Source organism: Rathayibacter sp. AY1D1 (genome assembly GCF_002932635.1).
GTDB lineage: Bacteria > Actinomycetota > Actinomycetes > Actinomycetales > Microbacteriaceae > Rathayibacter.
In genome coordinates this window covers 18,758-44,357 of sequence record NZ_PSVY01000011.1, presented here as the reverse complement: position 1 = coordinate 44,357, position 25,600 = coordinate 18,758, and the positions used below count along the sequence as shown (strand labels likewise).

Below are 25,600 nucleotides of genomic sequence, written 5' to 3'. Positions count from 1 at the left end.
GCGCCGCGCCGCTCAGGGCGGACCGGCTCAGATCAGGCCGGCTCAGGGCAGGCGCGCTCAGGGCAGGCGCGCCACGACCGCGCGCGCGATGCGCCGGCCCGAGCGGTTCGCCCCGATGGTCGAGGCCGTCGGGCCGTAGCCGGCGAAGAAGACGCGCTGATCCGTCAGCGAGGCTCCGTCGGCGACCGCGATGCCGCCCTCGCGCTCGCGCAGCCCGAGCGGAGCGAGGTGGCGCAGCTCCGGCCGGAAGCCCGTCGCCCAGATGATCGCGTCGGCGCGCGTGAAGGAGCCGTCCGGCCAGCGCACGCCCTCCTCCTCGATCGACGAGAACATCCCCCGCTCGTGCAGGAGCCCGCGCTCGATCCCGGCGACCACCCGGCGGGTGCGCTGCACGCCCGTGCCGCCGACGATGCTCGGGAGGGGCAGCCCGGCGCGGGCGGCGCGGTCCTGCTCGGCCACCGCCTCCACCGCCGACTCCATCGCCAGCTGCTCGCCGTCGTGGTAGACCACCGGTCGCCGCGTCGCCCACGTCAGTGAGCGCGCCACCCGCTCGAGCTCCAGCAGGAAGCCGATCGCCGAGGTGCCGCCGCCGACCACGAGCACCTGCTTCCCGGCGAAGTCCTCGGCGCGGACGTACTCGGTCGGGTCGATCTGCACGCCGCGGAAGCGGTCGCGCCCGGGGTAGTGCGGGACGAAGGGCGATCCCCAGGTGCCGGTCGCGTTGACGAGCAGACTCGCGCGCTCGACCGCGCGGTCGGACTCGACGACGAGCGGCGACCCCGTGTCGTGCGGCGTCGCACTCGTGACGCGCCGCACCGACTCCGGACGGCGGATCTCGAGACCGAGCTCCTCCTCGTAGCGCCCGTAGTACTCGCGGACCACGTCCCGTGCCGGTCGCCGGTGATCGGCCGTGCGGAACGACAGCCCCATCCGCTCCATGCCCGGGAGATCGTGCACGCGGTGCGCGGAGCCGAGCCGCAGGGCCTCCCAGCGGAACTGCCAGGCCCCGCCGGGCTCCGGACCGCGGTCGAGGACGATCAGGTCGCGCCCGGGGACGAGGCCGAGACGGCGCAGGTAGTAGGCCACGGACAGACCCGCCTGGCCCGCGCCGATCACCACGACGGGACGCGGTGGGGCGACGCTGTCCACGGTGCTCCTGACGCGGTCGAGGATGGGCGGCCGTCCGGCAGATCGAGGCCCGGGGTGGCGTGTCCCCCGTCTGCTAAACTACCGCGTAGATTTCAACTTTCCCTGTCTGCTCTTTTCCCCAGCCGGCTCACTGCCCGTCTGGCCTGTCATCGTGAGGGGGTCACCCATGGGGCGCGGCCGTCAGAAGGCGAAGAACACCAAGATCGCCCGTGAGCTGAAGTCGTTCAGCCCGGCGGTCGATTACAGCGCGCTCGAGCGCGAGCTCAGCCACCCGGACGAGCCGGACTACTCGAAGTGGATCGACGCCGAGGACGACGGCGACGACACGGACCTCGTCGAGGAGCCGCACCAGAAGCGTGCGTGACTCCTCCCGTGAATCGGGGCCGCTCCCTCGGGGCGGCCCCGTTTCGCGTGCGGGCGACGATCCGGCGGGCGAGGGACCCCACCTGGAGCGCGGGTCGCTCGGCTGAGCACGTTCTCCCGCTTTCCGCCACTGAGTGCAGAATGTCGGTGCCCCCTGGGACACTGACCGGATGAGCACTTCCCCGTCCGCACGGCTGCCCGTGTGGCAGTCGGAGCGTCGCGGGAACGACCTCGACGAGGCGCGCGACTTCTACGCCGGCTCGTACAACGGCTCCGGCTTCCGGGCCGAACGCTCGGTCGTGCCGTTCGCGTTCCGCTACACGACGACCGGGCCCGGGCCCGTCAGCCTCCACTCCGCCTCCTTCCTGGGCCGGGTGCGCGGCACGGTGGCCCCGAGCGACGTCTACGTCGCCCTCTGGCTGACCGCCGGGCGCGCCTCCCTCGATCTGGGGCGCGACGAGCACCGCCTCGTCGTCGGCCGCCCGGCCATGTTCCCGAGCGGCCGGCCCTTCGGCTTCGAGGCCCTCGAGTACCGCGACGCGCTCGTGCACTTCGAGGCCGCCCACCTCGAGGCGATCGCCGCCGAGCTGCACGGCACCGAGCCCGGCCCGCTGCGGTTCGCCCCTGTGGCGCGCGACACGACCGCCTGGTGGGCGGCGATCCGGCTCCTGCGCGACACCCTCGCCTCCCCGCACACGCCCACCGTGCTGCAGCGCGACGGCGTCGCCCGCATCGCCGCGCTCGCCGCCCTGCAGACCTTCGCCCACCGCATCGCCCCGCTGCCGGCCGTGCCGCCCTCGGTCAGCGCGCGGCGCCTCCGCCGGGCTGTGGAGTTCGTGCAGGCCAACGCCGACCTGCCCCTCGGAGTGGCCGACATCGCCGACGCGGCCGGGCTCACGGTCCGCGGCGTGCAGCTGGCGTTCCAGCGCGCCTTCGGCGAGACCCCGCGGCACTACCTGCGCGACGTCCGCCTCGAGCGCGCGCACGAGGAGCTCTCGGCCGGATCGATCGGCTCGCTGGTGGTCGGCGACGTCGCCGCACGCTGGGGGTTCATCAGCGGCGGCCGCTTCGCCCAGCACTACGCGACGCGGTTCGGCGAGCTCCCGAGCGAGACCCTCCGCCGCTAGTCCCGCCGATCCCCGACGGCGGTTCCGCCGAGGGGCGTTCGGGCGTACTGTCCGAGGACCGCCCGCTGCCCCGCGGGCCCGCGTCGATGGAGTCGCGAATGTTCGAACCCGGAGGATCCGCGCGGCCTGTCGCGCGGGTCGGCTACGTCACCGCCGCCCTGCTGGTCGGCGCGATCCTGGTGGGCGGCGCGGTCGGCGCCGCCGTCGCCCTGGTCCTCTACCTGCCCGGCGTCCTCGCCGCCGACGGCCCGCCCGGGCTGGTGAGCTTCGGCCTGCTCATGGGAGCGGCCTCCGGCGCGGGCATCGGAGTCGTCGGAGGCGCGGGAGCGGTCGCCGGCATGGTCGCGGTGCGCGTCGCGAGCCGCCGCGACGGCCCGTTCGTGCTCGGCACCAGCGCGGGCGCCGGTCTCGGCGTGCTGGTCGCCTCCGCGAACCTGCTCGTCAGCCGCGACGCCCCGACCTGGGCGACCGCCCTGCTCGCCACCGCGGCCGCCTGCGCCCTCTGCGCGGCGGGCTCGTGGCTGCTGACCCGGCACGAGCACTCCTGGGAGCGCGCGCACGCCGCACCGCGCTGATCCGCGGCGCCTCCGGGGATCAGCCCGCGTAGGACCCGACCAGGCGGACCGCTCCGCCGTCGACGCCCTTCGCGCCCTGCTCGAAGCCCTCGAACCCGCGCGCGGCGGTCGAGACGCGGCCCGCGACCCACGACGGGACGCCCGAGCGCTCGAGGCGCGCGATCACGCCGTCGGCCGCCTCCGCCGCGACCACGGCGAACATGCCGATGCCGAGGTTCCAGGTGCCCTCGGTGCTCTCGAGCGTCGCGCCGGACATCGCGGCGAGCGCGCGGAACACGTCGGACGGGCTCCAGCTCGCCCGCTCGACCTCGACCCAGGAGCCGCGCGGCAGCACCCGCGCGAGGTTCGCCGCGATCCCGCCGCCGGTGACGTGGCTGATGGAGTGGACGGCCGGGCCGAGCTCGACGTCGTCGAGCAGGTCGAGGAGGGGCCGGGTGTAGAGGCGGGTCGGCTCCAGCAGCACCTCGCCGACCACGCCGCCCAGCTCCTCGGAGCGGTCGGTGAAGCCGATGCCGCGCTCGGCGAGGATGTGGCGCACGAGCGAGTAGCCGTTCGAGTGCAGTCCGGAGGAGGCCATCGCCACCACGACGTCGCCGTCGCGCACGCGGTCGGCGCCGCGCACCTGGTCGGCCTCGATCGCGCCGACCGCCGCGCCCGCCACGTCGTAGTCGTCGGGTCCGAGCAGGCCCGGGTGCTCGGCCGTCTCGCCGCCGACGAGCGCGGTGCCCGTCTCGGAGCAGGCGCGCGCGATGCCGGCGACGATGTCGGCGATGCGGGCCGGGACGACCTTGCCGCACGCGATGTAGTCGGTCATGAAGAAGGGGCGGGCGCCGACCACGACGATGTCGTCGACGACCATGCCGACGAGGTCCTGCCCGATGGTGTCGTGCTTGTCGATTGCCTGGGCGAGCGCGACCTTGGTGCCGACGCCGTCGGTCGAGGTCGCGAGGAGGGGGGCTCGGAAGTCGCGGAGGAAGGAGACGTCGTAGAGGCCCGCGAAGCCGCCGACCCCGCCGAGGACCCGGCTGTCGTGCGTCGCCGACACCGCCGACTTCATCAGCTCGACGGCGAGGTCCCCCGCCGCCGTGTCGACTCCTGCGCGGGCGTAGCTGCTCGTCTCATCACTCACGCGACGACCCTACCGACTGCCCTCTCCCGCCGCGGCGCGGATCCGGGTCCGCCGCACCGGCGGCTCCCGCTCCGCGCCCGCGGTCACGCGTCCCAGGCCACGTAGTGCAGCTCGGCGCGGTCGCGGCTGCGGTGGAGGTCGAGGTAGGACCGGGCGATGACCTCGGCCGCCGCGTCCGGGTGGCCGCCGTCGATGAGCGCGGTGATCGCCACGTGGGCGGCGTAGACGCCCCGGGGCTCGAGCGCGGAGTGGAGGTTGAGGACCCAGTTCCGCAGGCCCGCGACGCAGTCGCCCTCATCGACGCCTGCGACCGCTCGATCGAGCTCGGCCGGGATCTCGTCGAGGCCGCCCACCGCGACGGATCCCTCTCCCCCGACTTCACCCACGACGACCTGATGGCCCTGCTCTGGATGGCGGGCACGACCAGCCGCGAGTCCGCGGCTCCGCAGGGCTGGCGCCGCGTCCTGGACCGCAGCCTCGCCGGCGCCTGGACGGCTCCGAGCAGCTGAGCGGCCGCGCGGCTCCCCGACCGACCGCCCGGCCGATCCGCCGGTCGACGCCGCCCTGAGTACCCCCACGACCACGGATCCGCCCACGGCGAACCATTAGGGGATGAGTCCCCCGCGTGCCAGGATGGACCGTCAAACCCCCCTGCTATCCCCTTGGGAGCCCCTCCGGCATGTGCGGAATCGTTGGGATCGTGTCCTCCGGACCGGTCAACCAGTCCATCTACGACAGCCTCTCCCTCCTGCAGCACCGCGGCCAGGACTCGACCGGCATCGCGACCGCCGACGGCAGCACCCTGCACATCAAGAAGGCCGCGGGACAGGTCCGCGAGGCGTTCCGCACCCGCGACATGCGCTCGCTGCTCGGATCCATGGGCCTCGGCCACGTGCGCTACGCGACGAAGGGCAACGCCGAGCGCGAGGAGGAGGCCCAGCCGTTCTACGTGAACGCGCCGTACGGCATCATCCTCGTCCACAACGGCAACCTCACGAACACGCGCGAGCTCACCGAGGAGCTCTTCCGCATCGACCGCCGCCACCTCAACACCACCTCCGACACGGAACTGCTGGTCAACGTGCTGGCGAACGAGCTGCAGGCCTCGATGTCGGGCCGCGACCTCGACGCCGACGAGGTGTTCGACGCCGTCGCCCGCGTGCACGAGCGCGTCGAGGGCTCCTACGCCACGATCGCGCTGATCGCCGGCGTCGGGCTGCTGGCGTTCCGCGACCCCTTCGGCATCCGCCCGCTCATCGTCGGCCGCCGCAGCAACACCGGGGCGCCGGACGACTGGGTCGTCGCCTCCGAGTCGCTCGTGCTCGAGGCGCAGGGCTTCGAGATCGTCCGCGACGTCGCTCCCGGCGAGGCGGTCTTCATCACCCCCGACGGCCGGATGGCCAGCCGCCAGTGCGCGAAGGATCCGCGACTCATCCCGTGCTCGTTCGAGTACGTCTACCTCGCCCGCCCCGACTCCGTGATGTCGGGCATCTCGGTCTACGAGGCGCGCCTGCGCCTGGGCGACCGCCTCGCCGACACCATCGCGCAGTACACCCCGGGCGGAGCGATCGACGTCGTCATGCCGATCCCCGACTCCTCCCGCCCCGCCGCGATGCAGGTCGCGCAGAAGCTCGGGATCGAGTACCGCGAGGGCTTCTACAAGAACCGCTACGTCGGCCGGACGTTCATCATGCCCGGGCAGGCGGTCCGCAAGAAGTCGGTGCGTCAGAAGCTCAACGCGATGTCGAGCGAGTTCAAGGGCAAGAACGTCCTGATCGTCGACGACTCGATCGTCCGCGGCACCACCTCCAAGGAGATCGTCGACATGGCCCGCGCGGCCGGCGCGAACACGGTCACCTTCGCGTCCGCCGCGCCTCCCGTGCGCTACCCGCACGTGTACGGGATCAACATGCCCTCGCGCCAGGAGCTCGTGGCCCACAACCGCCGCATCCCCGAGATCTCGGAGGCGATCGGCGCCGACCAGCTGATCTACCAGGAGGTCGCCGACATGAAGGCGGCGATCCTCGAGGGCTCGGACGTCACCGACCTCGAGACCAGCTGCTTCACCGGCGAGTACGTCACGGGCACCGTCACCCCGGAGTACCTCGACTGGGTGGAGCGCACTCAGCTGAGCTGAGCTCTGCACAGCGCCGGGCGCGGCGCAACGGGTGCCGCGGATCCGTGCGCCGCTCCATGATCGGAGGGTGCGCGGCCCCGCGCGCATGCACCCGAGGAGTCCCCCGTGATCTACCGAATCCTGCCGTTCCTGCTCACCTTCGTGGCCAAGAAGATCTCGAAGTCGCAGAAGGCCAAGCGCGCCGCCGCCAAGCGCCCGACGTCCACCCCGAGCAGCAGCCGCCGCTCCTCGTCGCGCCGGGGACGCTGACGCCGCGGTCCCGTCCGCGAGCGCGAGCCGCGGGCGGGACCCTCAGCGCAGGGCGGAGTGCCGCGGCCGCAATGCGGCCCGCCTCCGCCGGCTAGACCCGGTCGGACCCCGTCTGCGGGTCGTCCTCGTCGGACGTCGTCCGCGCGTCGGGCAGGGCCTCCTCGGCCACGGGCTCCTCGGCCGCGTCCTCGCGCTCGACGATCCGCTCGGCGGTGGTCCGGACGACCTTCCGGCCGACGACCCGGTCGAGCAGCACCACGACGAGCCCCGCGAGAGCGCCGAACAGCGTCACGAAGAGCAGCAGGCTGAAGCCGAAGACCTGCCCGCGGGAGAAGCCCTGCGTCTCGGGCAGCGCGAAGGTCAGCACGAAGGCCGCGATCGCTCCGAGCCCGACGCCGAGGGTCAGGATGCGCCAGACGCGCGGGGAGCGGCGGACGTCGACCTCTTCGCGGGTGACCTCGGGGCGGGCGGGATCGCTCATGCCTCCATTCTCCCCCGCGCGGGCGAGGGCACGGCACCGTGATCGCTCAGAGCGCGTGCACGAGCCGGCCCGCCTGCGCGCGCAGCTCGCGGACGACGGTGCGGACCGAGAGCCGCTCCGCCCGGTCCGGCCGCATCAGCGCGACGATGTGCCGCACGGAGTTCACCCCGCGGAGCGGCTTCACCACCACTCCCGCGCCGCCCGCCGTGTAGCGCGGGAGCACCGCGATGCCCAGGCCCGCCGCGACGAACGCCTCCGTCACGCGGGTCGACGCGAAGCGCTGCTCCACCCGCACCGCCTCGCCGGACGCGGTCTCGATGTCCTGCATCACGCGCTCGAACGGGAACCCGTCCGGGACGCCGATCCAGGTCTCGCCGACCAGATCCGCCGCCGACACCGTCGCCCGGTCCGCGAGGCGGTGCCCGGCCGGCAGGCCGATGTCGAGGGGCTCGATCATCAGCTCCGCCATCGCGAGTCCGCGGCCGGCCCAGGCGCTTCTGCCGGTGGGCGAGTGGGCGAGCACGATGTCGAAGTCGGCGGTCAGGTCGGCGAACTCGTCGGTGCCGGGGTCCGCGTCCTCGCACTGCACGACGAGCCCCTCGACGCTCCGGAGCGCCACCAGCGCGTTCGGGAGGAGCATCTGGCCCGCAGTGGGGAAGGTCGCGATGGTGACCTCGCCGATCGGGTTGTTCTTGAACGTCTGCCAGACGGCGTCGGCCCGCTCGAGCGCGATCGCGATCTCGGTGGCGCTCCGGGCGAGCTCGCGTCCCGCCGCCGTGAGCACCACGCCGCGGCCGGAGCGCTCGATCAGCGGCACGCCGGCCTCGCGCTCGAGCACCTTGAGCTGCTGCGAGACCGCGGAGGGCGTGCGGTGCGTCGCCTCCGCCACGGCCGTGATCGAGCGGCGCATCGAGAGCTCGCGGAGAAGTTCCAGCCGTCGCACGTCCATGTAGAGAAACTACACGTCAGGGCAAGAACAGTTCGATTGTCCTACGGAACACGCGGCCGGACACTGGACGTTGTACACAGCATCCCGGCGGATGGATCAGAAGCCGCCGCAACGAAAGGCAGAACACTCATGAGCATCGCAATCCTCGTCGTCCTCAGTGGCCTCGCCGCATGGGGCACGGTGTCGACGGTGCTCGTCGCCAGCCGCGACGGCTACCGTCAGGTCCCCGCGCAGCACTGAGCCCCGCCGCTCCGCGACAGCACCTCATCGCGTTCCGACGCCGTCTCCCGATCGGGAGGCGGCGTTCTCGCGTCTCCGGGGGCTGTTGCCGCTCCTCGGGGAGCGCCTCCCCGCCGCGGCTCCCGGGGGTCGACCATCGGCTCGCCCCGCACACGACGACGGGCCCCCGACCGGAGTCGAGGGCCCGTCGTGCGCGTGGTGCGACTACTTCGCGGCGGTGCGGCGGCGCAGGCGCGCGACCGTCATGCCCAGACCGAGCAGCAGAGCGGCGATCCCGGCGGCGAACGCGGGGGTCGCGTCCACTCCGGTCTCGGCGAGGTGGTGCGAGCCGGCGACCGGAGCAGTGGTCGGCGTCGGCGCGGGGCCCGTGGTGGGCGGCGTGGTCGGCGCGGGCGTCGGCTCCGTGGTCGGTCCGGGAGTCGGGGTGCCCGCTCCGGCGCCGGCCGCGACGGCGAAGCCGACGCTGATCTCGGTGCCGGTGGTGTCGAGCACGAACGTCGCGGTGTGCGCGCCGCCCGCCAGGCTCTCGTCGATCGGGACCGAGAACGAGGCGCGACCGGTCGAGTCGTCGGTGACGGCCCGGGTCGGGTCGATCGTCGCGGTGCCGACGACGGTGCCGTCGACGCTCGCGGTCACGGTGGTATCGGCCGCGGCTCCGGTGCTGAACAGGAGCGAGGAGAGGTCGACGGTCATGGTGTCGCCGACCGCGTACTCGCCCGAGTCCGGGACGTTGTCGGTCAGGCCGATCGTGCGCTGCACGGGGTCGGGGCTGACGGTGCCGAGGTCCTGGATGTAGCCGACGAAGGCGTCCAGGTCGATGCGGCCGGAGTCGGCCGTGCCGGTGCCCTCGGTGAAGGTGCTGAAGCCGTCGCCGCCGCTCGCGAGGAAGCTGCTGGTCACGACGGTGAAGGTCGCGGCCGGGTCGATCGGCTCGTTCTGGAAGAACACCTGCGAGATGCGCGAGCCCTCGGGCGCCGTAGCGTCGAAGACGTAGGTGAGGTCCTTCGAGGTGGAGAGGTTCAGCTGCGGGTGGCTGGAGCTGCCCACCCACTGCTCCTCGAGCAGGTCGGAGATCTGCTCGCCGGTCAGCTGCAGGGTCACCAGGGTGTTCGCGAAGGGCTGGGCGTCGGAGGCCTCGGCGTAGGTGACCACGCCGTCCGCGTCGCCGGGCTGGTCCGGAGTCGCGGTGTAGGACAGGTCGTCGCGCAGGCCGCCCGCGTTCGAGAAGGCGATCTGCGTGCCGAGCTCACGGGTGGCCCACAGCTGGGCGTCCGAGACGAGGTTGCCGAGGGTCGACTCCGAGCCGCGGTTGGTCGTGGTGCCGTCCGGGCGGTAGGCGCGCGAGATGTCCTCGGTGATGGTGCCGACCTTCACGCTGCCCTCGCGGACGGCGACGGCCTGGGCGTCGGCGACGATGGTCTCGACCTCGGGGTCGGGCTCGAAGGCACCGACGACGATCGTCTTGGCCGGGTCGTCGGAGGTCGGGTCGTCGACGACCTTCGTCAGCGGCACGACCTCGCTGGTGAGCGAGGTGAGCTGCTTGGTCGCCGGGTCGACGGTCAGGGACATGCGGCCGATGTTCTCGGCGTAGCTGCCGGTCTGCGACACGACGGTCGGGAAGGCCCGGCCCGCGTCGATGCCCGCGTCGTACTCCTGGTGGCTGTGGCCCGAGACGATCGCGTCGACGTTCGGGGCGACCGCGTTGACGATCGCGCCGAACTTGGGGTCCGCCTCCGGAGTGTTCAGCTCGGCCGCGTCGGCGTCGGCTCCCTCGTGCAGGAGCAGGACGACCACGTCGGCCTCGTCGTTGGCCGCGTCGCCGTCCTGGAGCTGCGCGGCGACCTCGTTGACGTTCTCGGCGATCGGCTCGATGGAGAGCGTCGAGATCGTGGCGGGGCTGACGAGCTTGCCGAGGTCCTCGGTGATCGCGCCGATGAAGGCGACGGAGACGCCGTCCTGCTCGGTGATCACGTACGGGGAGTAGGCGCGCTCGCCGGTTGCGGTGTCGTAGAGGTTCGCGTTCACGTAGGGGAACGCCGAGGCGTCCACGACGCGGCCGTCGACGTCGGCGCGGCCCTGGTCGAACTCGTGGTTGCCCAGGGTGCTGACGTCGAGGCCCATCGCGTTGAGCGAGTCGAGCGTGGGGATGTCGCCCTGCACCTTCGACACGAAGGTCGAGGCGCCGATGTTGTCGCCGGCCGAGACGAACAGCGTGTTCGGGTTGGCGGCGCGGTAGGAGTCGACGGCACCGGCGAGCACGGCGGCTCCGGCGACGGCGCGGTCGGCGGCGAGCCGCCCGTGGAAGTCGTTGATCGAGAGGATGTCGATGGCGACATCGCCCTCGGCCGCCACGGCGGGCGTGGCGCCGAGGAGGGCCGCTCCGGCGACGGCGCCGACGGCGGTCGCGGAGAGGAGTCGGGTGAGGCCGCGTCGGCCCGGGGAAGTACTGCGCATCGTGAAGGGGACTCCAAGCATCGAGCGGTGGATCCGGAGAGGATTCGTGCCGCGTGAGGGGGTTATTCCCAGACAACCCGACGGCGGAGCCCAGGTCAAACGTTCTGACGACGGCTCACCGCCGCGTTTACGAGAAGTTAACTCGCCGACGCTCAGCCGACGCGCAGGATGGGAAGGAACGGCGTGAGGTCCGCGCGCACTCCGGAGGCGTGGATCCGCCCGCTCGCGAGACCCTCGCTCCACGGCAGCGAGCCGGTCGCGAGCGGCAGCCAGGTCGCCGCGTCCATCTCGATCACGTTCGGCGGAGTCCCGCGGGTGTGGCCCGGGCCCTCGACGCACTGGGCCGCGCCGAACGGCGGAACGCGCAACTCGACGCTGCGCCCGGGGACGTTCGTCTCGATGATCTGCAGGAGGAACCGCACCGCCGTCGCCGTCGTGTTCCGGTCCGCTCCTCCGGCGAGCGCCGCCCGCACCGCGGACTGCCCGCTCGCCTCGTCGATCCTGCCCTTGGCCATCCACCCATCCTGCCGCCGCCGCTCGCTCCCGGAGGCCTCCGCGGGGCTCCGCCCGGCGTGTCGGCGTCCGCAGCGCCGCCCTGCGGAGGAGGACGTCACAGGGACCAGCCCCGGCGCGGGGCGCCCTATCCTGTCAGGGTGAAGATCCTCGTCCTCGGTTCGGGTGCCCGTGAGCACGCCATCATCACGGCTCTCCTCGCGGAGGAGGAGCACCACGAGATCATCGCGGCGCCCGGCAACGCCGGCATCGCGCGCGACGTCGAGGTCATCCACTTCGACACGAACAGCCCCCGGCTGGTCAGCGACTTCGCGGTGGAGCAGGGCATCGAGCTCGTCGTCATCGGCCCCGAGGCGCCCCTGGTCGCCGGAGTCGCCGACGCGCTCCGCAAGCGCCGCATCCCCACCTTCGGCCCCGACCGGGCCGCCGCCGCACTCGAGGGCTCGAAGACCTTCGCGAAGCGCGTGATGGACATGGCCCGCGTGCCCACCGGCCGCGCGACCCGCGTCTCCACCCTGGTCGACGCCACCCGCGCCATCGACGAGTACGGACTCCCCTCGGTCGTCAAGGCCGACGGCCTCGCCGCGGGCAAGGGCGTCCTGGTGACGGAGTCGCGCAGCGCCGCGATCGCGCACGCCGAGTTCTGGCTGCAGTCCGGCGACGTCCTCATCGAGGAGTTCCTCGCCGGCCAGGAGGTCTCCCTCTTCCTCCTCTCCGACGGCCACGACGTCGTCCCCCTCTCCCCCGCGCAGGACTTCAAGCGCCTGAGCGACGGCGACGAGGGGCCGAACACCGGCGGCATGGGCGCCTACTCCCCGCTCCCCTGGCTCGCCGACCGCTGGGAGAGCGAGCGCGCCTTCGTCGACGAGGTGATCGACACGGTCGCCATCCCGACCATCCGCCAGCTCGAGCGCGAGCGCACCCCCTTCGTCGGACTCCTCTACTGCGGCCTCATCGTGACCGACGCGGGCCTGCGCGTGATCGAGTTCAACGCCCGCTTCGGAGACCCCGAGACCCAGGTCGTCCTCCCCCGCCTCGCCTCCCCGCTGTCCGCGCTGCTGCACGCGGCGGCCACCGGCGCGCTCGCCTCCGTCCCGTGGCCCGCGTTCACGGACGAGGTCGCCGTCACGGTCGTCCTCGCGAGCGAGGGCTACCCCGAGAACGCCGTCACCGGACGGACCATCACCGGACTCGACGCGGCGGCGGACGTCCCCGGCGTCACCATCGCCCACGCGGCGACCCAGCTGGTCGACGGGAGCTTCGTCGCCACCGGCGGCCGCGTGCTCAACGTCGTCGCACGCGGTGCCGACTTCGCCGAGGCGCGGGAGCGGGCGTACCGCGCGCTCGACCTGATCCACCTCGACGGCGGGCTGTATCGGAGCGACATCGCGGCGAAGGTCGCGAAGTAGAGCGACCTCAGCGTGATGTCGGCCACGCCGCTCCCCGCGCGGCGTGGCGCGGTCGACTCAGAGACCGGCCGGGTACTCGGAGAGCGGGGCGCGGTCGGCGCGTCCAGAACGCTCGGCACGCGTTCCGGTCGACGCCTCGAGGGTGGCCGGGGTGGGGTGGATCCGCGCTCGGACTCGGACCTCCGCGACACGGGCTCGCGGCGGAGGTCGGTCGCCTCGCGGGGGGCGGGTCAGGCCAGGGTGCGGAGGGCCTCGGCGAGGTGGGGGTGCGCGAAGGTGAAGCCGGCGTCCTCGAGGCGGGCGGGCACGACCCAGCGGGACTTGAGCAGGAGCTCGGACTCGGTGCGGAGCAGGAGCGTCGCGGGCTCGAGGACGAAGCGCGGAGCCGGCACGCCGATCCGGCGGCCGACGGCGGCGCGGAGCAGCCGGGAGAGCTCGGTGTTGTCGCTCGGATTCGGCGACGCGAGGTTCACCGGCCCGTCGAGGGTCGACTCCTCGAGGAAGCGGATCGACCGGTGGACGTCCTCCACGTGGATCCAGCTGAAGTGCTGACGGCCGCGGGTGCGCCGGTGCTCGTGGTGCACACCGGCCTCGCGGCGCGCGCGCGTCGAGGGCCACGGCCCGTCGAACTGCGGACCGCCGAGGCCGAGCCGCGCCAGCCGCAGCAGGATCGCCGTCGCCGGACCGTCTCCGAGCACGATGGACATCCGCAGCGCCACGCGCCGCACGCCAGGCGTCTCCCCGGCGAAGAACTCCGACTCCCACGCCCGCGCCACGTCGACCGAGAAGCCCTCGCCGAGCACGCCCTCGTCCTCGGTGTTCGCCCGCTCCTCCTCGTGCCGGTAGATCGTGGCCGTGCTCGCGTTCATCCAGACCGGCGGAGGAGTCGCGGCCGCCGCGACCGCCCGGTGCAGCTCCGCGGTGGTCGCCACGCGCGAGCGGAGGATCTCGGCGCGGTTCGCCGCGGTGTACCGGCAGTCGACGCTCTTGCCGGCCAGGTTCACCAGGAGGCGCGCACCGTCGAGCACGCGGGTGATGCCGACGGTGTCGCCCCAGCGCGCGTCCGGCCCGGAGCGGCCGATCCTCCGCACCGTCCAGCCGTCGGCGGTGAAGCGGCGGGCGAGGTCCGTCCCGAGGAATCCGCTCGCACCGGCGAGGACGACGACGGGGTCAGCGGTGCTGCTCATCGCCCCATCGTGCCGCACGGCGCCGGAGTCACGGGGAGGACTCGTCGCAGGCGCGCTGCCGGGACGCGGAGTGGGTGGAGGCGGGCCTCGATCAGCCGCCGAGCGACCCCGCATCGCGGAGGAGACGCGCCGCGGCGAGCGCCCCGGCCAGCCGCTCGGCGAACCCCGGCGGCACCTCGGCGGGCAGCGCGTCGACCGGCCACCAGGCCACGTCGTCGCTCTCGTCGCTGACGGTCACGGGAGCGTCCGGATCGGCGATCGCACCGTAGCCCACGTCCCAGTGGCGGGAGCAGCGGCCGAAGCCGTCGCCGAGCGCGTGCCGGTCGAGGTCGAGGGGCAGGACGCCGAGCGGCTGCAGTCGTGCCGCTCCGCTCTCCTCCTGCGCCTCGCGGAGGGCCGCGTCGGCCGTGGAGTCGTCACCGGGCTCGACATGACCGCCGAGCTGCACCCAGAACCGGCCCTTGCGGTGGAAGCAGAGCAGCACCTGCGCCAGATTCGGCGAGAGCACGAAGCAGCTCGCCGTGACGTGCTCGGGGCCGCCGTCGCGCTCGAGCGCCGACTCGCCGCGCTGCTCGAGGAACGCCAGGTACTCGTCCCGCAGGTCCGCGAGCGCGCCCGCGTCCCACTCCCGCAGCTCGTCCGCCAGCCGCGTCCCTCGCTCCCCCGTCACGCGATGGACCCTACCTCCCCTCCGCGAGCTGCCACTCCGGTGCGCGACACGGCGTGCGTGGCGTAACGGAGCGGCAGCTTCCGGGGAGGGAGCAGGGACGGGAGCGTCAGACGGAGAGGCCGGAGAGGCCCTCGCGGTCGACGCGGCGGTGGAAGCGCATGCCGGCGAGACCGCCGAGCACGGCGCCGACCAGCGCGACGACCAGGGCGGCGAGCGCCGTCAGGACCGCCGCGGCCGTGGCGTCGCCGGCGTCGAGCGGGATCGTCGGGAAGCCGCTCACCGCGGAGAGCGCCTGGCTGCCGCCGGTGATCGCCGAGACGATGCCCACGACGATCGCGACGACGACCGCCCAGGCCCACACTCCGACGCCCTGCTTCGCTCCGCTGAAGCGGGCCATGCGGCCTGCCACGTAGCCGCCGCAGTAGTAGGCGACGAGGAGGATGACCAGCAGTGCGATCGCGCCCGCCCAGCCGAACGCGGCGGGGTCGGCCGCGAGGTCGCCGGTGACGTCCTGGGTGCCGATGACGGCGGCCCCGATCGCGGTGACGAGGGCGGTCAGGAGGACGGCGAGTCCGGTGGCGGCGAGCCAGCCGAAGAAGGCGCAGCCGATCTTGAAGCCGCCGAAGCGGTCGCGCTCGCGCTGGTGGATGTCCTTGCGCGCGGCCGCACGGGCCTGCTTCGCCTCGGCGGAGTCGGGGTCGACGGGCGCGCGGTGCTCGGGGGCCGAGTGCGCCGAGTCGGATCGGTCCGTCGAAGCGGAGCGGTCCGTCGAGGCGGAACGGTCCGAGGAGGCGGAGCGGTCCGGAGTCGCGGAGCGGTCCGTCGCCGCAGCCGCTCCCGTGTCCCCCGCCGAGTCGATGCGCGCCGTGCCGCCCGCCGCCGAGCCCTCTGCGCGTCGCGGCAGTCCGCCGTCAGCCGGATCCCTGTCTGTCGTGCTCATGTCGAACCTCCTGGCCGAGCGCCCCGAAGAAGGGCGACACGCTCAGTCAAGACCCAGGGAGCCCTCGGTGTCGCGGGCTTGACGACAGGACGGAGCGGTCCGGGCGTCAACCCCCTGCGCCCCCTCCCTCCCACCCGCTTGCATGGAGGCACCGACCGACGACACGAGAGGGAGAGTCATGACTCCGGAATCCCCCGAGCAGACACCGCCCGGCACCGAGGCCGAGCTGACGCCGAAGGCCGACCACGGCGAGACCAGCTACCGCGGCACCGGCCGCCTCAGCGGCAAGGTCGCCCTCATCACGGGCGGCGACAGCGGCATCGGCAAGGCCGTCGCGATCGCGTTCGCGCGCGAGGGCGCCGACGTCGCGATCTCGTACCTCGACGAGCACGACGACGCCGAGGACACCGCGACGTGGGTCCGGGAGGCCGGCCGCGAGGCGCTGCTCCTCCCCGGCGACCTGCAGGACCCGGCGCACTGCCGCGCCGTCGTCACCGAGACCGTCGAGCGCTTCGGCCACCTCGAGGTGCTCGTCAGCAACGCCGCCTTCCAGATGAGCCGCGAGAGCGTCACCGACATCCCGGACGAGGAGTGGGACCGCACGATCGCGACGAACATCAGCGCCTACTTCCACCTCGTGAAGTCGGCGCTGCCCCACCTGAAGGAGGGCGCGTCGATCATCGCGACGAGCTCGGTGCAGTCCGACCAGCCGTCGTACCAGCTGCTCCCCTACGCCGCCACGAAGTCGGCGATCCTCAGCCTCACCGCCTCGTTCGCGCAGGCGCTCGGCGAGAAGGGCATCCGCGCCAACTCGGTCGCGCCCGGCCCGATCTGGACGCCGCTGATCCCCTCGACCATGCCGGAGGAGGCCGTCGCCGAGTTCGGCGAGCAGGTCCCGCTGGGCCGCCCCGGGCAGCCGGCCGAGGTGGCCCCCGCCTACGTCCTCCTCGCCTCCGACGAGGCGAGCTACATCAGCGGGTCGACGATCGCCGTCACCGGCGGGAAGCCGATCCTCTGATCACGCTCCAGGGCACCGCTCACCCGCAGGATTCCGCGATAGGTTCCTGCGGGTGAGTGTGCACATCCGCAGCATCGAGACGGCGGTGCCGACCACGGTCCTGCGCCAGTCCGAGGTGCGCGACCTCTTCGCGTCCCAGCCCGCGATGACCCGGCTCGGGTCCCGCCTGATCGGCGCGGCCTTCGACGCGTCCGGGATCGACACCCGCAGCACGGTGGTCGACGAGCTCGACCGGGTCGAGCGGGAGGGTGCGAGCGTCTTCTACGACGCGGGGAGCGGCCTGGTGCTCGACCCGGGGACGGCCGCGCGCAACGCCGTCTACACCGAGCGCGCTCCCGAGCTCTTCACGGAGGCGGCCCGCCGCGCCCTCGCATCCGCGTCGATGACGGCCGAGGACGTCACCCACGTGGTGACCGTCTCCTGCACCGGCTTCTACGCCCCGGGGCCCGACTACCAGCTGGTCCGCCGCCTCGGCCTCGCACCCTCGACGCAGCGCTTCCACCTCGGCTTCATGGGCTGCTACGGCGCCTTCCCCGGCCTGCGCGCCGCCCGCCAGTTCTGCGAGGCCGACCCGGAGGCGGTCGTCCTCGTCGTCGCGGTCGAGCTGTGCACCATCCACCTCACCAGCTCCAACGACCCGGAGCAGATCGTCGCGACCTCCGTCTTCGCCGACGGCGGTGCGGCGGCCGTCGTCACCGCCCGCGAGGCCGCGCCCGGCACCCCGGTGCTCGAGCTCGACGCGCTCGCCACGACGCTCACCGACGAGGGCGAGACCGAGATGGCGTGGACGATCGGCGACCACGGCTTCTCGATGCGGCTGAGCACCTACGTGCCCTCGATCATCGGAGCGAACATCGAGGCGGCCGTCGCCCCGCTGCTGGCCGGCGCCGAGGTCGAGCGGAGCGACGTGCAGCGCTGGGCGATCCACCCCGGCGGCCGCAGCATCCTCGACAAGGTGCAGGCCTCGCTCGCCCTCAGCGACGAGCAGCTGGCCCCGTCGCGCGAGGTGCTGCGGACCAACGGCAACATGTCGAGCGCGACCGTCCTCTTCATCCTGCGGCGCCTGCTGCACGGCGAGGCGGCCGACGGCGAGCGGATCGGCGCGATGGCGTTCGGCCCCGGCCTCACCGTCGAGCTCGCGCTGCTCACCAAGCGGGGCGGGGAGTGACTCCGCGAGCCCCTCTCGCGCCGGACCTGCGCCACCGCGAGGTCTCCGAGCAGGAGCTGATGGACGACCCGGACTGCGACCGCACCCTGCTCGACGCCACCTACGCCCGCTTCGGCACCGTGAACCGGCTGGTCTCGGGGTGGCGTGGCCTCTACCGCTCGCGCCTGCGTCCGCTGCTGCGGCCCGACGAGCCGTTCCGCCTGCTCGACATCGGCTCCGGAGGCGGCGACGTCGCCCGCTCCCTCGCCGGCTGGGCCCGCGAGGACGGCCTCCGCCTGGCGATCACCGCCGTCGATCCGGACGAGCGCGCCTCCGCCTTCGCCACGTCGACGCCCGCGCCGCCCGGAGTCGAGTTCCGCCGCGCGAGCAGCGCCGACCTGGTCGCCGAGGGCGAGCACTTCGACCTGGTGACCTCCAACCACGTGCTGCACCACCTGTCGCCGGAATCACTCGCCGACCTGCTCGCCGACAGCGAGCGCCTGGCCCCGCGCGCCCTCCACAATGACATCGAGCGCTCGCGGCTGGCCTACACGGCCTACCTGCTGGCCACGCGACCGATCGCGGCCGGCTCGTTCCTCCACTACGACGGGTCGCTGTCGGTGCGGCGCAGCTTCACCGCCGCCGAGCTGCGGGCTGTGGCGCCCGAGGGGTGGCGGGTCGAGCGCGCGGCGCCCTACCGGCTGCTGCTTGCGCGGGGCGAGGTGTGAGGACGCGGCGGAGGGCGAGCGCTTCCGGTCCGCTCTGGCTGCGCGCCGCCGCTGTCAGCTACTCCGCCAACTGCGCCCTCGGCACCGCCGTCGCCACCGGCGCTCTCCGCACGGGCCGCTGGCACTGGATCCATCACGCGCTCTACATCTGCACGTCGACGCTCACCGCTCTGGCCTGGGCGACGCTGCGGCGGTCGGACCCCCGCGCCGCGTCCGCGCTGGCTCCCGCCGCCGTCCCGCTGGCGGTGATCCCCTTCGCGGGGACGCACGGACGCCGGCACCCGGCGATCGCGCTGGCGGCGGCTCCGTTCGTGCTCGCCGCTCTCGGGCGGACGCGGCGGCCGGCGCGGCACCGAGGCGTGCTCCAGCGTCTGAGGGCCGGGTCGGCCCTGCGCTGACGCGCCCCGGCTTCTAGCGCGGGGGCTCGACGTCGCGGTCGGGGTCGGAGCGGTACGAGCGCAGCGCCTGCCAGCCGGCGATCGCGAGGATCAGCGCGCCGCAGAGCATCGTCAGCAGGTTCGGCACCGAGAAGCCGCTGCCCACGACCGAGTTGATGCCCGCGCCGAGCACGAACACACCTCCGAGGAGGTAGAAGATGACCCTCGTCTTCACCGTTCCACCGCTTCCCTCGAGCCTGCACAGGACCCTCGATGCTACCGCGCGCGCCCCGGGCCGCCGCCGCTCCCCCCTCTGCGCGATCGATCGGGGCAGGATCGAGGCATGGAGTTCCTCGATGTCGTCCGGCGCCGGAAGACCACCAACGGCGCGTTCCTGCCCGACCCCGTCTCCGAGGAGCACCAGCGGCTCCTGATGGAGGTGGCCGGCCGGGCGCCCTCGCAGCTCAACAGCCAGCCGTGGCGGTTCGTGCTCGTCGAGGAGCGCGAGACGATCGACCGGATCGCCGCGATCAGCGGCGAGAGCATGACCACCGCGATGTCGAACGGCACGTTCTTCGAGCGCTACAAGCCCTACTTCCGCTTCAGCAGCGAGGAGATGGAGCAGCGGCGCGACGGGATGCTGTTCGACAAGCTGCCGGCTCCGCTCCGCCCCTTCACGAAGCAGGTCTTCACGAAGCGCGGGCAGTTCCTGATGAACTCCCTCCGCGTCCCGCAGACGCTCGGCGAGGAGAACCGCCGGCTCGTCGCGGGATCGCCGCTGCTGCTCGGGGTGATGCTCGACCGCTCCGAGTACCGGCCGGGCGAGCTCTCCTCCTTCTACTCGGTGTTCAGCATGGGCGCCGCGATGGAGAACGTCTGGCTGAGCACGGTCGAGCTGGGGATGGGGATCCAGTTCGTGTCGTTCCCGATGGAGGTGCCGGGAGCGTGGGCGCGGATCGAGTCGCTGCTCGCCGTGCCCGACGAGCTGGAGCTGATGGCGGTGTACCGGCTCGGCTACCTGCCTCCGGATCAGCGTCGGCCGGCGATCGACTGGTCCTCGCACCAGCGGAAGCTTCCGTCGCAGTACGTCTTCCGCGGCACCTGCGCGACTCCGCAGGAGGGGTGGGACGCGCCGGCCGGGCCGTGACGGGATCCTGAGCGGCGCGGCCGGCAGCCGGAGGTGCCCGCGCTCGCTCCCGGGCCGGCCCCGGCCGACGGGAGATCCGCGACGGAACATCGACTCTCGCTACATGCGTCGGCTAACGTGGCGCCCAGCACGCCCGGCAGTGCTACGTCCCGTCCGCGGGACTGTCAATGGGGGTCCGGCGTGTCTTCCGCCCGATTCCCCGCACCGGGGTCCGAGCGGATACCGTCCCCCGAGGAGCCGTCCGCCAGGGCCGGCCCGATGAACGAAGGGGGCCCGTGGCCACGCTCATCTACGGACCGCAGAACCTCGAGATCGAATTCGAGGAGCGCGTCCTCGCGCACCTGAAGGTCGCCGTCCTCTCGAAGCTGCGCCGCAACGAAGCCTTCTCGCTCTCGTGGATGGAGGACGCCTCCACCGGACACGGCCGGAGCTCCGTCTGGCTGCACCCGTCGGTGCCGCTGCACTTCCGCTTCACCGAGGCGCACCAGCCCAAGCTCAACCGCGCGTGGATCGAGCAGATGCTCAGCGTCGCCAGCATGCACGGCGAGCTCTCGGTCCTGCCGGAGCCCGAGGAGCAGCGCCAGGGCTCCTGAGCTCCGCCGCTCCTGGGCCCCGCTGCCCCCTGATCGCACGGCCGTCAACCCCGTCCCCTCTGCGGGGGACGCGAAGTACCGTCGAGAAGACGTCCCCGGAACCATCGGCGGACGTCGACGGACGGAGACGACCATGACGGACACCGCGCGAGCGACCGGCCTGCCCACCCTCACCCCGGTGCGGACCCTCCGCAAGGAGCAGCCGATCGAGCCGCGCCGCGTGCCGGACTCCGTCTCCGTCGGCTCCCAGCCGGTCATCGGCTGCCGGATCGACGTGAGCGGCCGCTCCTTCGTCGTCGAACTCGACATGGCCGGCATCTTCCTGCGCCAGGTGCGCCGGAGCCTGCGCGAGGGCGAGGGCGGCCTCGTGCTGCTGCGCCACGTCGACGGGATCGAGATGATCCCGTTCTCGCGCGCGACGCCGTTCGACGTCTCGGACATCGTCTGCCCCGAGGGCGTCGAGCCCGCGGACGCCCGCTCGGCCCTGGGGCTCCGCGACCGCTGATCCGCGACGGGTGGCGTGCTCCGCCCCGCGCCCGCCCCTGAGCGGGATCAGTTGGGGAGCGACGCCTCGATCAGGTCGACGATCCGCGGGTCGTCGGGCTCGACCGTCGGGCGGAACCGGTGGACCGTGCCGTCGGCCGTGATCAGGAACTTCTCGAAGTTCCACTTCACCCGGCCGGCCTTGCCGTTCTCGTCCTCCGCCTTGGTGAGCTCCGCGTAGAGCGGATGCGCCGAGCGGCCGTTGACGCGGACCTTCTCGAACATCGGGAAGGTGACCCCCCAGGTCGTCGAGCAGTACGCCTTGATCTTGTCCTCGTCGCTCAGCTCCTGGAGGAACTGGTTGCTCGGGAAGCCGAGGACCGTGAATCCGCGCTCCCCGTAGCTCTTCTGCAGGGCCTCGAGCTTCTCGTACTGCGGGGCGAGGCCGCAGCGGGAGGCGACGTTGACGATCAGCCGCACGGGCGGGTAGTCGGCGAGGGTCGACGTGGTGCCGTCGATCGTGGTGAGGGGGATGTCGGCGATCGTGTCGGGCACGGAGGGCTCCTTCGGACGTGGTGCGTCGACGCTACTCCCCGCCGCCGAGGGAACCCCGAGTCGTGGAGGCGGCTCGCTGCGGGTTCCCGCGACGGTCCGGGGTTCCCTCGGCGCGCACCTGCCTCCACCATGGGTGGATGGCCGCCTCGCAGCAGATCGTCTCGGTCGGCGGGCGGAGGCTGCGGCTGACGAACCTCGACAAGGTCGTCTACCCGGAGACGGGCTTCACCAAGGCCGACGTGCTCTCCTACTACGCCTCCGTCGCCTCCGCGATGCTTCCCCATCTCGCGCGCCGCCCGGTCACCCGGAAGCGCTGGGTCGACGGAGTGGGCACCGCCGAGCATCCGGGCGAGGTCTTCTTCGAGAAGAACCTCCCCTCCTCCGCCCCCTACTGGCTGAGCCGGACCCGGCTCGCGCACTCGTCGCGCGACGTCGAGTACCCGCTGGTCGACGACGTCGCCGGGCTCACCTGGCTGGCGCAGCAGGCGGCGCTCGAGCTGCACGTCCCGCAGTGGCGGGTGGGCTCCGACGGCGAGCGCCGTCCGCCCGACCGCCTCGTGCTCGACCTCGACCCGGGCGAGGGTGCCGGACTCGCCGAGTGCGCCGAGGTCGCGTTCCTCGCCCGCGACCTCCTGGAGGGGATGGGGCTGGCTCCGCTGCCGGTGACCAGTGGGAGCAAGGGGATCCACCTCTACTGCCCACTGGACGCCTCCGCCTCCAGCGACCAGATCTCGGCGGTCGCGCACGAGCTGGCGCGCGTGCTCGAGTCGGACCACCGCGACCTCGTCGTCTCGGGCATGAAGAAGACCCTGCGCGAGGGCAAGGTCCTCGTCGACTGGAGCCAGAACAGCGCGGCGAAGACGACCATCGCCCCCTACTCCCTCCGGGGGCGCCTCCGGCCGGCCGCCGCCGCGCCCCGCACGTGGGAGGAGCTGGGTGCCGACAACCTGCGCCACCTGTCGCCCGACGAGGTGGTGGAGCGGCTGCGGAGCGACGGCGACCTCCTCCGCCCGCTGCTCGCCGCCCGGGGTGCCGGGCTCGAGCCGACCCCGGAGCGGATGGCGGGCTTCGCCGCGACGGACGCCTCCTCCGACCGCCTGGCGACCTACCGCAGCATGCGCGACGCGTCGAGGACGCCGGAGCCGGTGCCCGAGGCGGGGTCCGCGGGCTCCTCCTCGGGCGACTCCTTCGTCATCCAGGAGCACCACGCGCGGCGCCTGCACTACGACTTCCGGCTCGAGCACGACGGCGTCCTGGTCAGCTGGGCGGTGCCGAAGGGCCCGCCGCTGGAGGGCGACCCGAACCGGCTCGCGGTGCAGACCGAGGACCACCCCCTCGAGTACGCGACCTTCGAGGGCACGATCCCGGCCGGCGAGTACGGCGGCGGCGAGGTGCGCATCTGGGACGAGGGCACCTACGCGCTCGAGAAGTGGCGCGAGGGGAAGGAGGTGATCGCGGTGCTGACCGGCCGCCCCGACGGCGGGCTCGGCGGCGAGCCCCGTCGCTACGCCCTGCTGCACACGGGCTCGAGGGAGGGCGCCGAGAAGAACTGGCTCCTGCACCTGATGGCGCCGGGTCCCGCTCACGGGCACGGGACGCAGCGACGGGGCCGGGCGGCCGCGTCCGCCGCGTCGCCCGCTCCCCGGCCCGCACCCTCCGCAGACCGCCCGGCCGAGGACTCCGCTCCGCGCCGCCACCGCCCCATGCTCGCCACGGCCGGACGCCGCGGCGACGTGGACCCCGGGGCCGCGATCGAGATGAAGTGGGACGGCTACCGCGCTCTCGTGCGGGTGCAGGGCGGCACCGCGACCCTCACGAGCCGCAACGGCAACGACCTGACCGCGGCGTTCCCCGACCTGCTCGCCCCGCTCGCCGAGGCCGCCGCCGACGCCGTGCTCGACGGCGAGATCGTCGCCCTCGACGCTCGCGGGCGCCCCGACTTCGGCGCCCTGCAGACCCGCGGCGGGCTGACGAAGCCGCGCGAGATCGAGGCGGCCGCCCGGTCCACTCCGGTGCACCTGATGGTCTTCGACCTGCTCGAGCGCGCAGGAGAGGACCTGACCGGGAGCGATTACGACACCCGTCGCTCGGCACTGGTCGAGCTCGTCGCCGAGAACGAGCGCGTGCACGTCCCGTCCGTGTTCGACGGCGACCTGGAGGAGGCGATGGCCACCAGCCGCACCCTCGGCCTCGAGGGCGTGGTCGCCAAGCGCCGCGACTCGCGCTACCAGGAGGGCAGCCGCTCGCGCGACTGGATCAAGCTCACCCACCACCGGCTGCAGGAGGTCGTGATCGTGGGCTGGCGCGAGGGCGAGGGCGGCCTCCAGGGGTCGGTCGGGGCGCTGCTGACCGCGATCCCCGGCGAGGACGGGCTCGCGTACTCGGGCCGTGTGGGCACCGGCTTCAGTGACCGCGAGCGCCGCGGACTGGTCGACCGCCTGGCCGAGCACGCCACCGAGGAGCCCGCCGTCTCCGTCCCTCCGCTCGAGTCGCGCGGCGTGCACTGGGTGTCGCCCGTCCTGGTCGGCGAGGTCCGCTACCGCGAGCGCACCGCCTCCGGCACCCTCCGCCAGCCGGTCTGGCGCGGCTGGCGCGCCGACAAGGCCGCCGAGGACGTCCGCGTGGAGGAGCCGGGCAGCTGATCCTCCGGTCTTCCGACGGAGAGGCCCGGGAACGCGGCGCGCGCCGGCGATCCGCTGCGCCCCCGGCACCTCAGTCCAGGCGCACCCCGCGCAGCAGGAGGAGGGTCGCGCCGACCGCGGCACCGGTGCCGATGAGGACACCGCCCGCTCCGGCCGCCGCCGCGAGGACGCCGAGGAGGCTGGGCAGGGCGATCAGCCCGAGGCGGTTCCCGGCCAGGCGCAGCGCGAGGGCGCGGCCGTGGCGGTCGGCGGGGGTCCGCTCGATCAGCCACGACATCGTGATGGGCTGGCCGATCCCGAGGCCCAGGCCGAGGGCGGCGACCGCGACGAAGAGGAGCACGGTCGGCGCGGGCAGGGCGACCAGCACCAGGCAGAGCGCCGAGATCAGGATGCCGCCCACCATCACTCGGGTGCGCCCGAGCCGGGCGGTGGCCGCGCCGAGGAGGAGCCGCGAGGCCATCGACGCGAGCGCGCGCACGGTGAGCAGGGCCCCGACGACGCCAGCCGGGAGCCCGCGCTCGGCGCCGAGGGCGGGGAGGTAGACGACGGTCAGGTCGACGGCGGCGACGACGGTCGCGCTGGTCAGCAGGGCGCGCGCGAGGCCCGGCACCCGGAGGAGACCGAGCGTCGAGCCCGGAGCCGCAGCCCCCTCCGCCGCGGGTCCGCGCGGGGACGGGCTGCGGATCCCCGCCGTCGAGACGAGCAGCAGCACCGCGAGGATCCCGCCCACGAGGAACAGCGGCGCCGGGTCGGGCCGCACCGAGCCGCCCGCGAGCACCGGGATGAATGCGGGCCCGATCGCCTGCCCGAGCGACGCGGCGAACGTGTAGTAGCCGAAGCGGCTGTCGAGCCGCGTCCCTCCGGTGCCGCCCGCGACGACGGTCTGCTGCCCGACCACGCAGCCCAGGTGCCCCGCGCCGAGCAGGGCGATGCCGAGGAGCAGCCCCGCGACGCTCCCGCCCGCCAGGAGCAGCACCGCGGCCGCTCCCACCGCGACGAGCGAGCCGACGGCCATCACGGCCCGGGCGCCGACCCGGTCGACCAGCCCGCCCACCGGCAGCGCGATCAGCAGCGGCACCAGCGCGAACGAGGCGCCGAGCGCCCCGAGCGCCCAGGCCGGCACGTCGAGCCGGATCGCCTGGTAGACGGCGGCCGGCCGGAGCAGGAACGCGACGGCCTGGATGAGCACGGCGTGCGCGAGCAGGGACGGAGTCGCCAGGCGGTTCCGCACGCGCGCTCCTCCCCGCGGCGCTCGGCCGAGCACCCGCTCCCCCATCCTCCTCCCGGTGCCGCCGCCGAGTCGCCCGGGAAGGATCGTCCTGCCCCTCGAGAACGGGC

The 25,600-nt window shown here is 73.5% G+C and carries 27 protein-coding genes; 14 read left to right on the top strand and 13 right to left on the bottom strand.

Annotation, left to right across the window (positions count from 1 at the left end):
* Positions 1-57: 57 nt before the first annotated feature.
* Entirely contained in the window at positions 58-1,149 is a 1,092-nt protein-coding gene (locus C5C56_RS09410) for an FAD-dependent oxidoreductase (RefSeq protein ID WP_104257889.1), read from the bottom strand.
* Positions 1,150-1,315: 166 nt separating this feature from the next.
* Here C5C56_RS09410 and C5C56_RS09405 point away from each other — a divergent pair, with 166 nt between their 5' ends.
* The 3 genes from C5C56_RS09405 (at position 1,316) to C5C56_RS09395 (ending at position 3,214) form a co-directional block, all read left to right on the top strand.
* A complete protein-coding gene (locus C5C56_RS09405) occupies positions 1,316-1,513 on the top strand; it encodes a DUF3073 domain-containing protein (protein ID WP_097167615.1) in 198 nt (65 codons plus the stop codon).
* Between the two features lie 169 nt (positions 1,514-1,682).
* Complete coding sequence (locus C5C56_RS09400) at positions 1,683-2,639, top strand: AraC family transcriptional regulator (protein WP_146086472.1); 957 nt, start codon at positions 1,683-1,685, stop codon at positions 2,637-2,639.
* A 98-nt stretch (positions 2,640-2,737) separates the two neighbouring features.
* Entirely contained in the window at positions 2,738-3,214 is a 477-nt protein-coding gene (locus tag C5C56_RS09395) for a hypothetical protein (RefSeq protein ID WP_104226816.1), read from the top strand.
* 19 nt (positions 3,215-3,233) lie between these two features.
* Here the strand turns inward: C5C56_RS09395 and purM are convergent, their stop codons facing one another.
* Positions 3,234-4,343 (bottom strand): phosphoribosylformylglycinamidine cyclo-ligase, encoded by a 1,110-nt coding sequence (gene purM, locus C5C56_RS09390; RefSeq protein ID WP_104288439.1) that lies wholly within the window; start codon positions 4,341-4,343, stop codon positions 3,234-3,236.
* Positions 4,344-4,426: 83 nt separating this feature from the next.
* A complete protein-coding gene (locus C5C56_RS09385) occupies positions 4,427-4,729 on the bottom strand; it encodes a hypothetical protein (protein WP_146086471.1) in 303 nt (100 codons plus the stop codon).
* 293 nt (positions 4,730-5,022) lie between these two features.
* Between C5C56_RS09385 and purF the strand changes: the two genes are divergently transcribed.
* Both purF and C5C56_RS17820 read left to right on the top strand, forming a co-directional pair.
* Complete coding sequence (gene purF / locus C5C56_RS09380) at positions 5,023-6,480, top strand: amidophosphoribosyltransferase (RefSeq protein ID WP_104223766.1); 1,458 nt, start codon at positions 5,023-5,025, stop codon at positions 6,478-6,480.
* Between the two features lie 105 nt (positions 6,481-6,585).
* Positions 6,586-6,729: a hypothetical protein gene (locus C5C56_RS17820; protein ID WP_159940146.1), complete on the top strand. Its 144-nt coding sequence runs from the start codon at positions 6,586-6,588 to the stop codon at positions 6,727-6,729.
* A 91-nt stretch (positions 6,730-6,820) separates the two neighbouring features.
* Here the strand turns inward: C5C56_RS17820 and C5C56_RS09375 are convergent, their stop codons facing one another.
* The 4 genes from C5C56_RS09375 to C5C56_RS09360 all read right to left on the bottom strand — a co-directional run bounded on the left by C5C56_RS09375 (position 6,821) and on the right by C5C56_RS09360 (position 11,368).
* On the bottom strand, positions 6,821-7,210 hold the full coding sequence (locus C5C56_RS09375) for a hypothetical protein (RefSeq protein ID WP_104250788.1): 390 nt from the start codon (positions 7,208-7,210) through the stop codon (positions 6,821-6,823).
* A gap of 46 nt (positions 7,211-7,256) precedes the next feature.
* Positions 7,257-8,159 carry a LysR family transcriptional regulator gene (locus C5C56_RS09370; protein WP_104223768.1) on the bottom strand — a complete coding sequence of 301 codons (903 nt, stop codon included), beginning with the start codon at positions 8,157-8,159 and terminating at the stop codon, positions 7,257-7,259.
* A gap of 444 nt (positions 8,160-8,603) precedes the next feature.
* Positions 8,604-10,853 carry a bifunctional UDP-sugar hydrolase/5'-nucleotidase gene (locus tag C5C56_RS09365; RefSeq protein ID WP_181136517.1) on the bottom strand — a complete coding sequence of 750 codons (2,250 nt, stop codon included), beginning with the start codon at positions 10,851-10,853 and terminating at the stop codon, positions 8,604-8,606.
* Positions 10,854-11,005: 152 nt separating this feature from the next.
* Positions 11,006-11,368 carry a sterol carrier family protein gene (locus C5C56_RS09360; RefSeq protein WP_104319459.1) on the bottom strand — a complete coding sequence of 121 codons (363 nt, stop codon included), beginning with the start codon at positions 11,366-11,368 and terminating at the stop codon, positions 11,006-11,008.
* A gap of 138 nt (positions 11,369-11,506) precedes the next feature.
* Here C5C56_RS09360 and purD point away from each other — a divergent pair, with 138 nt between their 5' ends.
* On the top strand, positions 11,507-12,775 hold the full coding sequence (purD, locus tag C5C56_RS09355) for a phosphoribosylamine--glycine ligase (protein WP_104233829.1): 1,269 nt from the start codon (positions 11,507-11,509) through the stop codon (positions 12,773-12,775).
* 230 nt (positions 12,776-13,005) lie between these two features.
* Here the strand turns inward: purD and C5C56_RS09350 are convergent, their stop codons facing one another.
* The 3 genes from C5C56_RS09350 to C5C56_RS09340 form a co-directional block, all read right to left on the bottom strand.
* Positions 13,006-13,962, bottom strand: a complete 957-nt coding sequence (locus tag C5C56_RS09350) for an epimerase (protein ID WP_104226810.1) — start codon at positions 13,960-13,962, stop codon at positions 13,006-13,008.
* A 91-nt stretch (positions 13,963-14,053) separates the two neighbouring features.
* Positions 14,054-14,632 carry an NUDIX hydrolase gene (locus tag C5C56_RS09345; RefSeq protein ID WP_258059461.1) on the bottom strand — a complete coding sequence of 193 codons (579 nt, stop codon included), beginning with the start codon at positions 14,630-14,632 and terminating at the stop codon, positions 14,054-14,056.
* Positions 14,633-14,738: 106 nt separating this feature from the next.
* A complete protein-coding gene (locus C5C56_RS09340) occupies positions 14,739-15,572 on the bottom strand; it encodes a hypothetical protein (protein ID WP_258065643.1) in 834 nt (277 codons plus the stop codon).
* A gap of 178 nt (positions 15,573-15,750) precedes the next feature.
* Between C5C56_RS09340 and C5C56_RS09335 the strand changes: the two genes are divergently transcribed.
* Genes C5C56_RS09335 through C5C56_RS09320 form a run of 4 tightly spaced genes read left to right on the top strand, consistent with a single transcriptional unit; the run spans position 15,751 to position 18,863 of the window.
* On the top strand, positions 15,751-16,590 hold the full coding sequence (locus C5C56_RS09335) for an SDR family oxidoreductase (protein ID WP_104247379.1): 840 nt from the start codon (positions 15,751-15,753) through the stop codon (positions 16,588-16,590).
* A 52-nt stretch (positions 16,591-16,642) separates the two neighbouring features.
* On the top strand, positions 16,643-17,758 hold the full coding sequence (locus C5C56_RS09330; RefSeq protein WP_104313569.1) for a type III polyketide synthase: 1,116 nt from the start codon (positions 16,643-16,645) through the stop codon (positions 17,756-17,758).
* Positions 17,755-18,465, top strand: coding sequence for a class I SAM-dependent methyltransferase (locus tag C5C56_RS09325; RefSeq protein WP_258060494.1), 711 nt, complete (start codon positions 17,755-17,757; stop codon positions 18,463-18,465). Before C5C56_RS09330 ends, C5C56_RS09325 begins: the two co-directional genes overlap by 4 nt.
* Entirely contained in the window at positions 18,462-18,863 is a 402-nt protein-coding gene (locus C5C56_RS09320; RefSeq protein WP_104297498.1) for a hypothetical protein, read from the top strand. Before C5C56_RS09325 ends, C5C56_RS09320 begins: the two co-directional genes overlap by 4 nt.
* Before the next feature lie 13 nt (positions 18,864-18,876).
* Here C5C56_RS09320 and C5C56_RS09315 read toward each other — a convergent pair whose 3' ends face one another.
* Entirely contained in the window at positions 18,877-19,077 is a 201-nt protein-coding gene (locus C5C56_RS09315; RefSeq protein ID WP_104223776.1) for a hypothetical protein, read from the bottom strand.
* Between the two features lie 108 nt (positions 19,078-19,185).
* On the opposite strand from C5C56_RS09315, the gene C5C56_RS09310 reads away from it, so the two are divergent.
* The 3 genes from C5C56_RS09310 (at position 19,186) to C5C56_RS09300 (ending at position 21,087) form a co-directional block, all read left to right on the top strand.
* Positions 19,186-19,989 carry a nitroreductase family protein gene (locus C5C56_RS09310; RefSeq protein WP_104226806.1) on the top strand — a complete coding sequence of 268 codons (804 nt, stop codon included), beginning with the start codon at positions 19,186-19,188 and terminating at the stop codon, positions 19,987-19,989.
* 275 nt (positions 19,990-20,264) lie between these two features.
* The gene (locus C5C56_RS09305; protein ID WP_244229547.1) at positions 20,265-20,582 is read left to right on the top strand and encodes a hypothetical protein; all 318 of its coding nucleotides are present in this window, start codon (positions 20,265-20,267) and stop codon (positions 20,580-20,582) included.
* A gap of 133 nt (positions 20,583-20,715) precedes the next feature.
* Positions 20,716-21,087, top strand: a complete 372-nt coding sequence (locus tag C5C56_RS09300; protein WP_104223778.1) for a hypothetical protein — start codon at positions 20,716-20,718, stop codon at positions 21,085-21,087.
* A gap of 47 nt (positions 21,088-21,134) precedes the next feature.
* Here the strand turns inward: C5C56_RS09300 and C5C56_RS09295 are convergent, their stop codons facing one another.
* Positions 21,135-21,620: a glutathione peroxidase gene (locus tag C5C56_RS09295; RefSeq protein ID WP_258059459.1), complete on the bottom strand. Its 486-nt coding sequence runs from the start codon at positions 21,618-21,620 to the stop codon at positions 21,135-21,137.
* A gap of 137 nt (positions 21,621-21,757) precedes the next feature.
* Between C5C56_RS09295 and C5C56_RS09290 the strand changes: the two genes are divergently transcribed.
* Positions 21,758-24,262 carry an ATP-dependent DNA ligase gene (locus C5C56_RS09290; protein WP_104226805.1) on the top strand — a complete coding sequence of 835 codons (2,505 nt, stop codon included), beginning with the start codon at positions 21,758-21,760 and terminating at the stop codon, positions 24,260-24,262.
* 70 nt (positions 24,263-24,332) lie between these two features.
* Here C5C56_RS09290 and C5C56_RS09285 read toward each other — a convergent pair whose 3' ends face one another.
* The gene (locus C5C56_RS09285; protein ID WP_159940156.1) at positions 24,333-25,493 is read right to left on the bottom strand and encodes an MFS transporter; all 1,161 of its coding nucleotides are present in this window, start codon (positions 25,491-25,493) and stop codon (positions 24,333-24,335) included.
* Between the last annotated feature and the right edge of the window lie 107 nt (positions 25,494-25,600).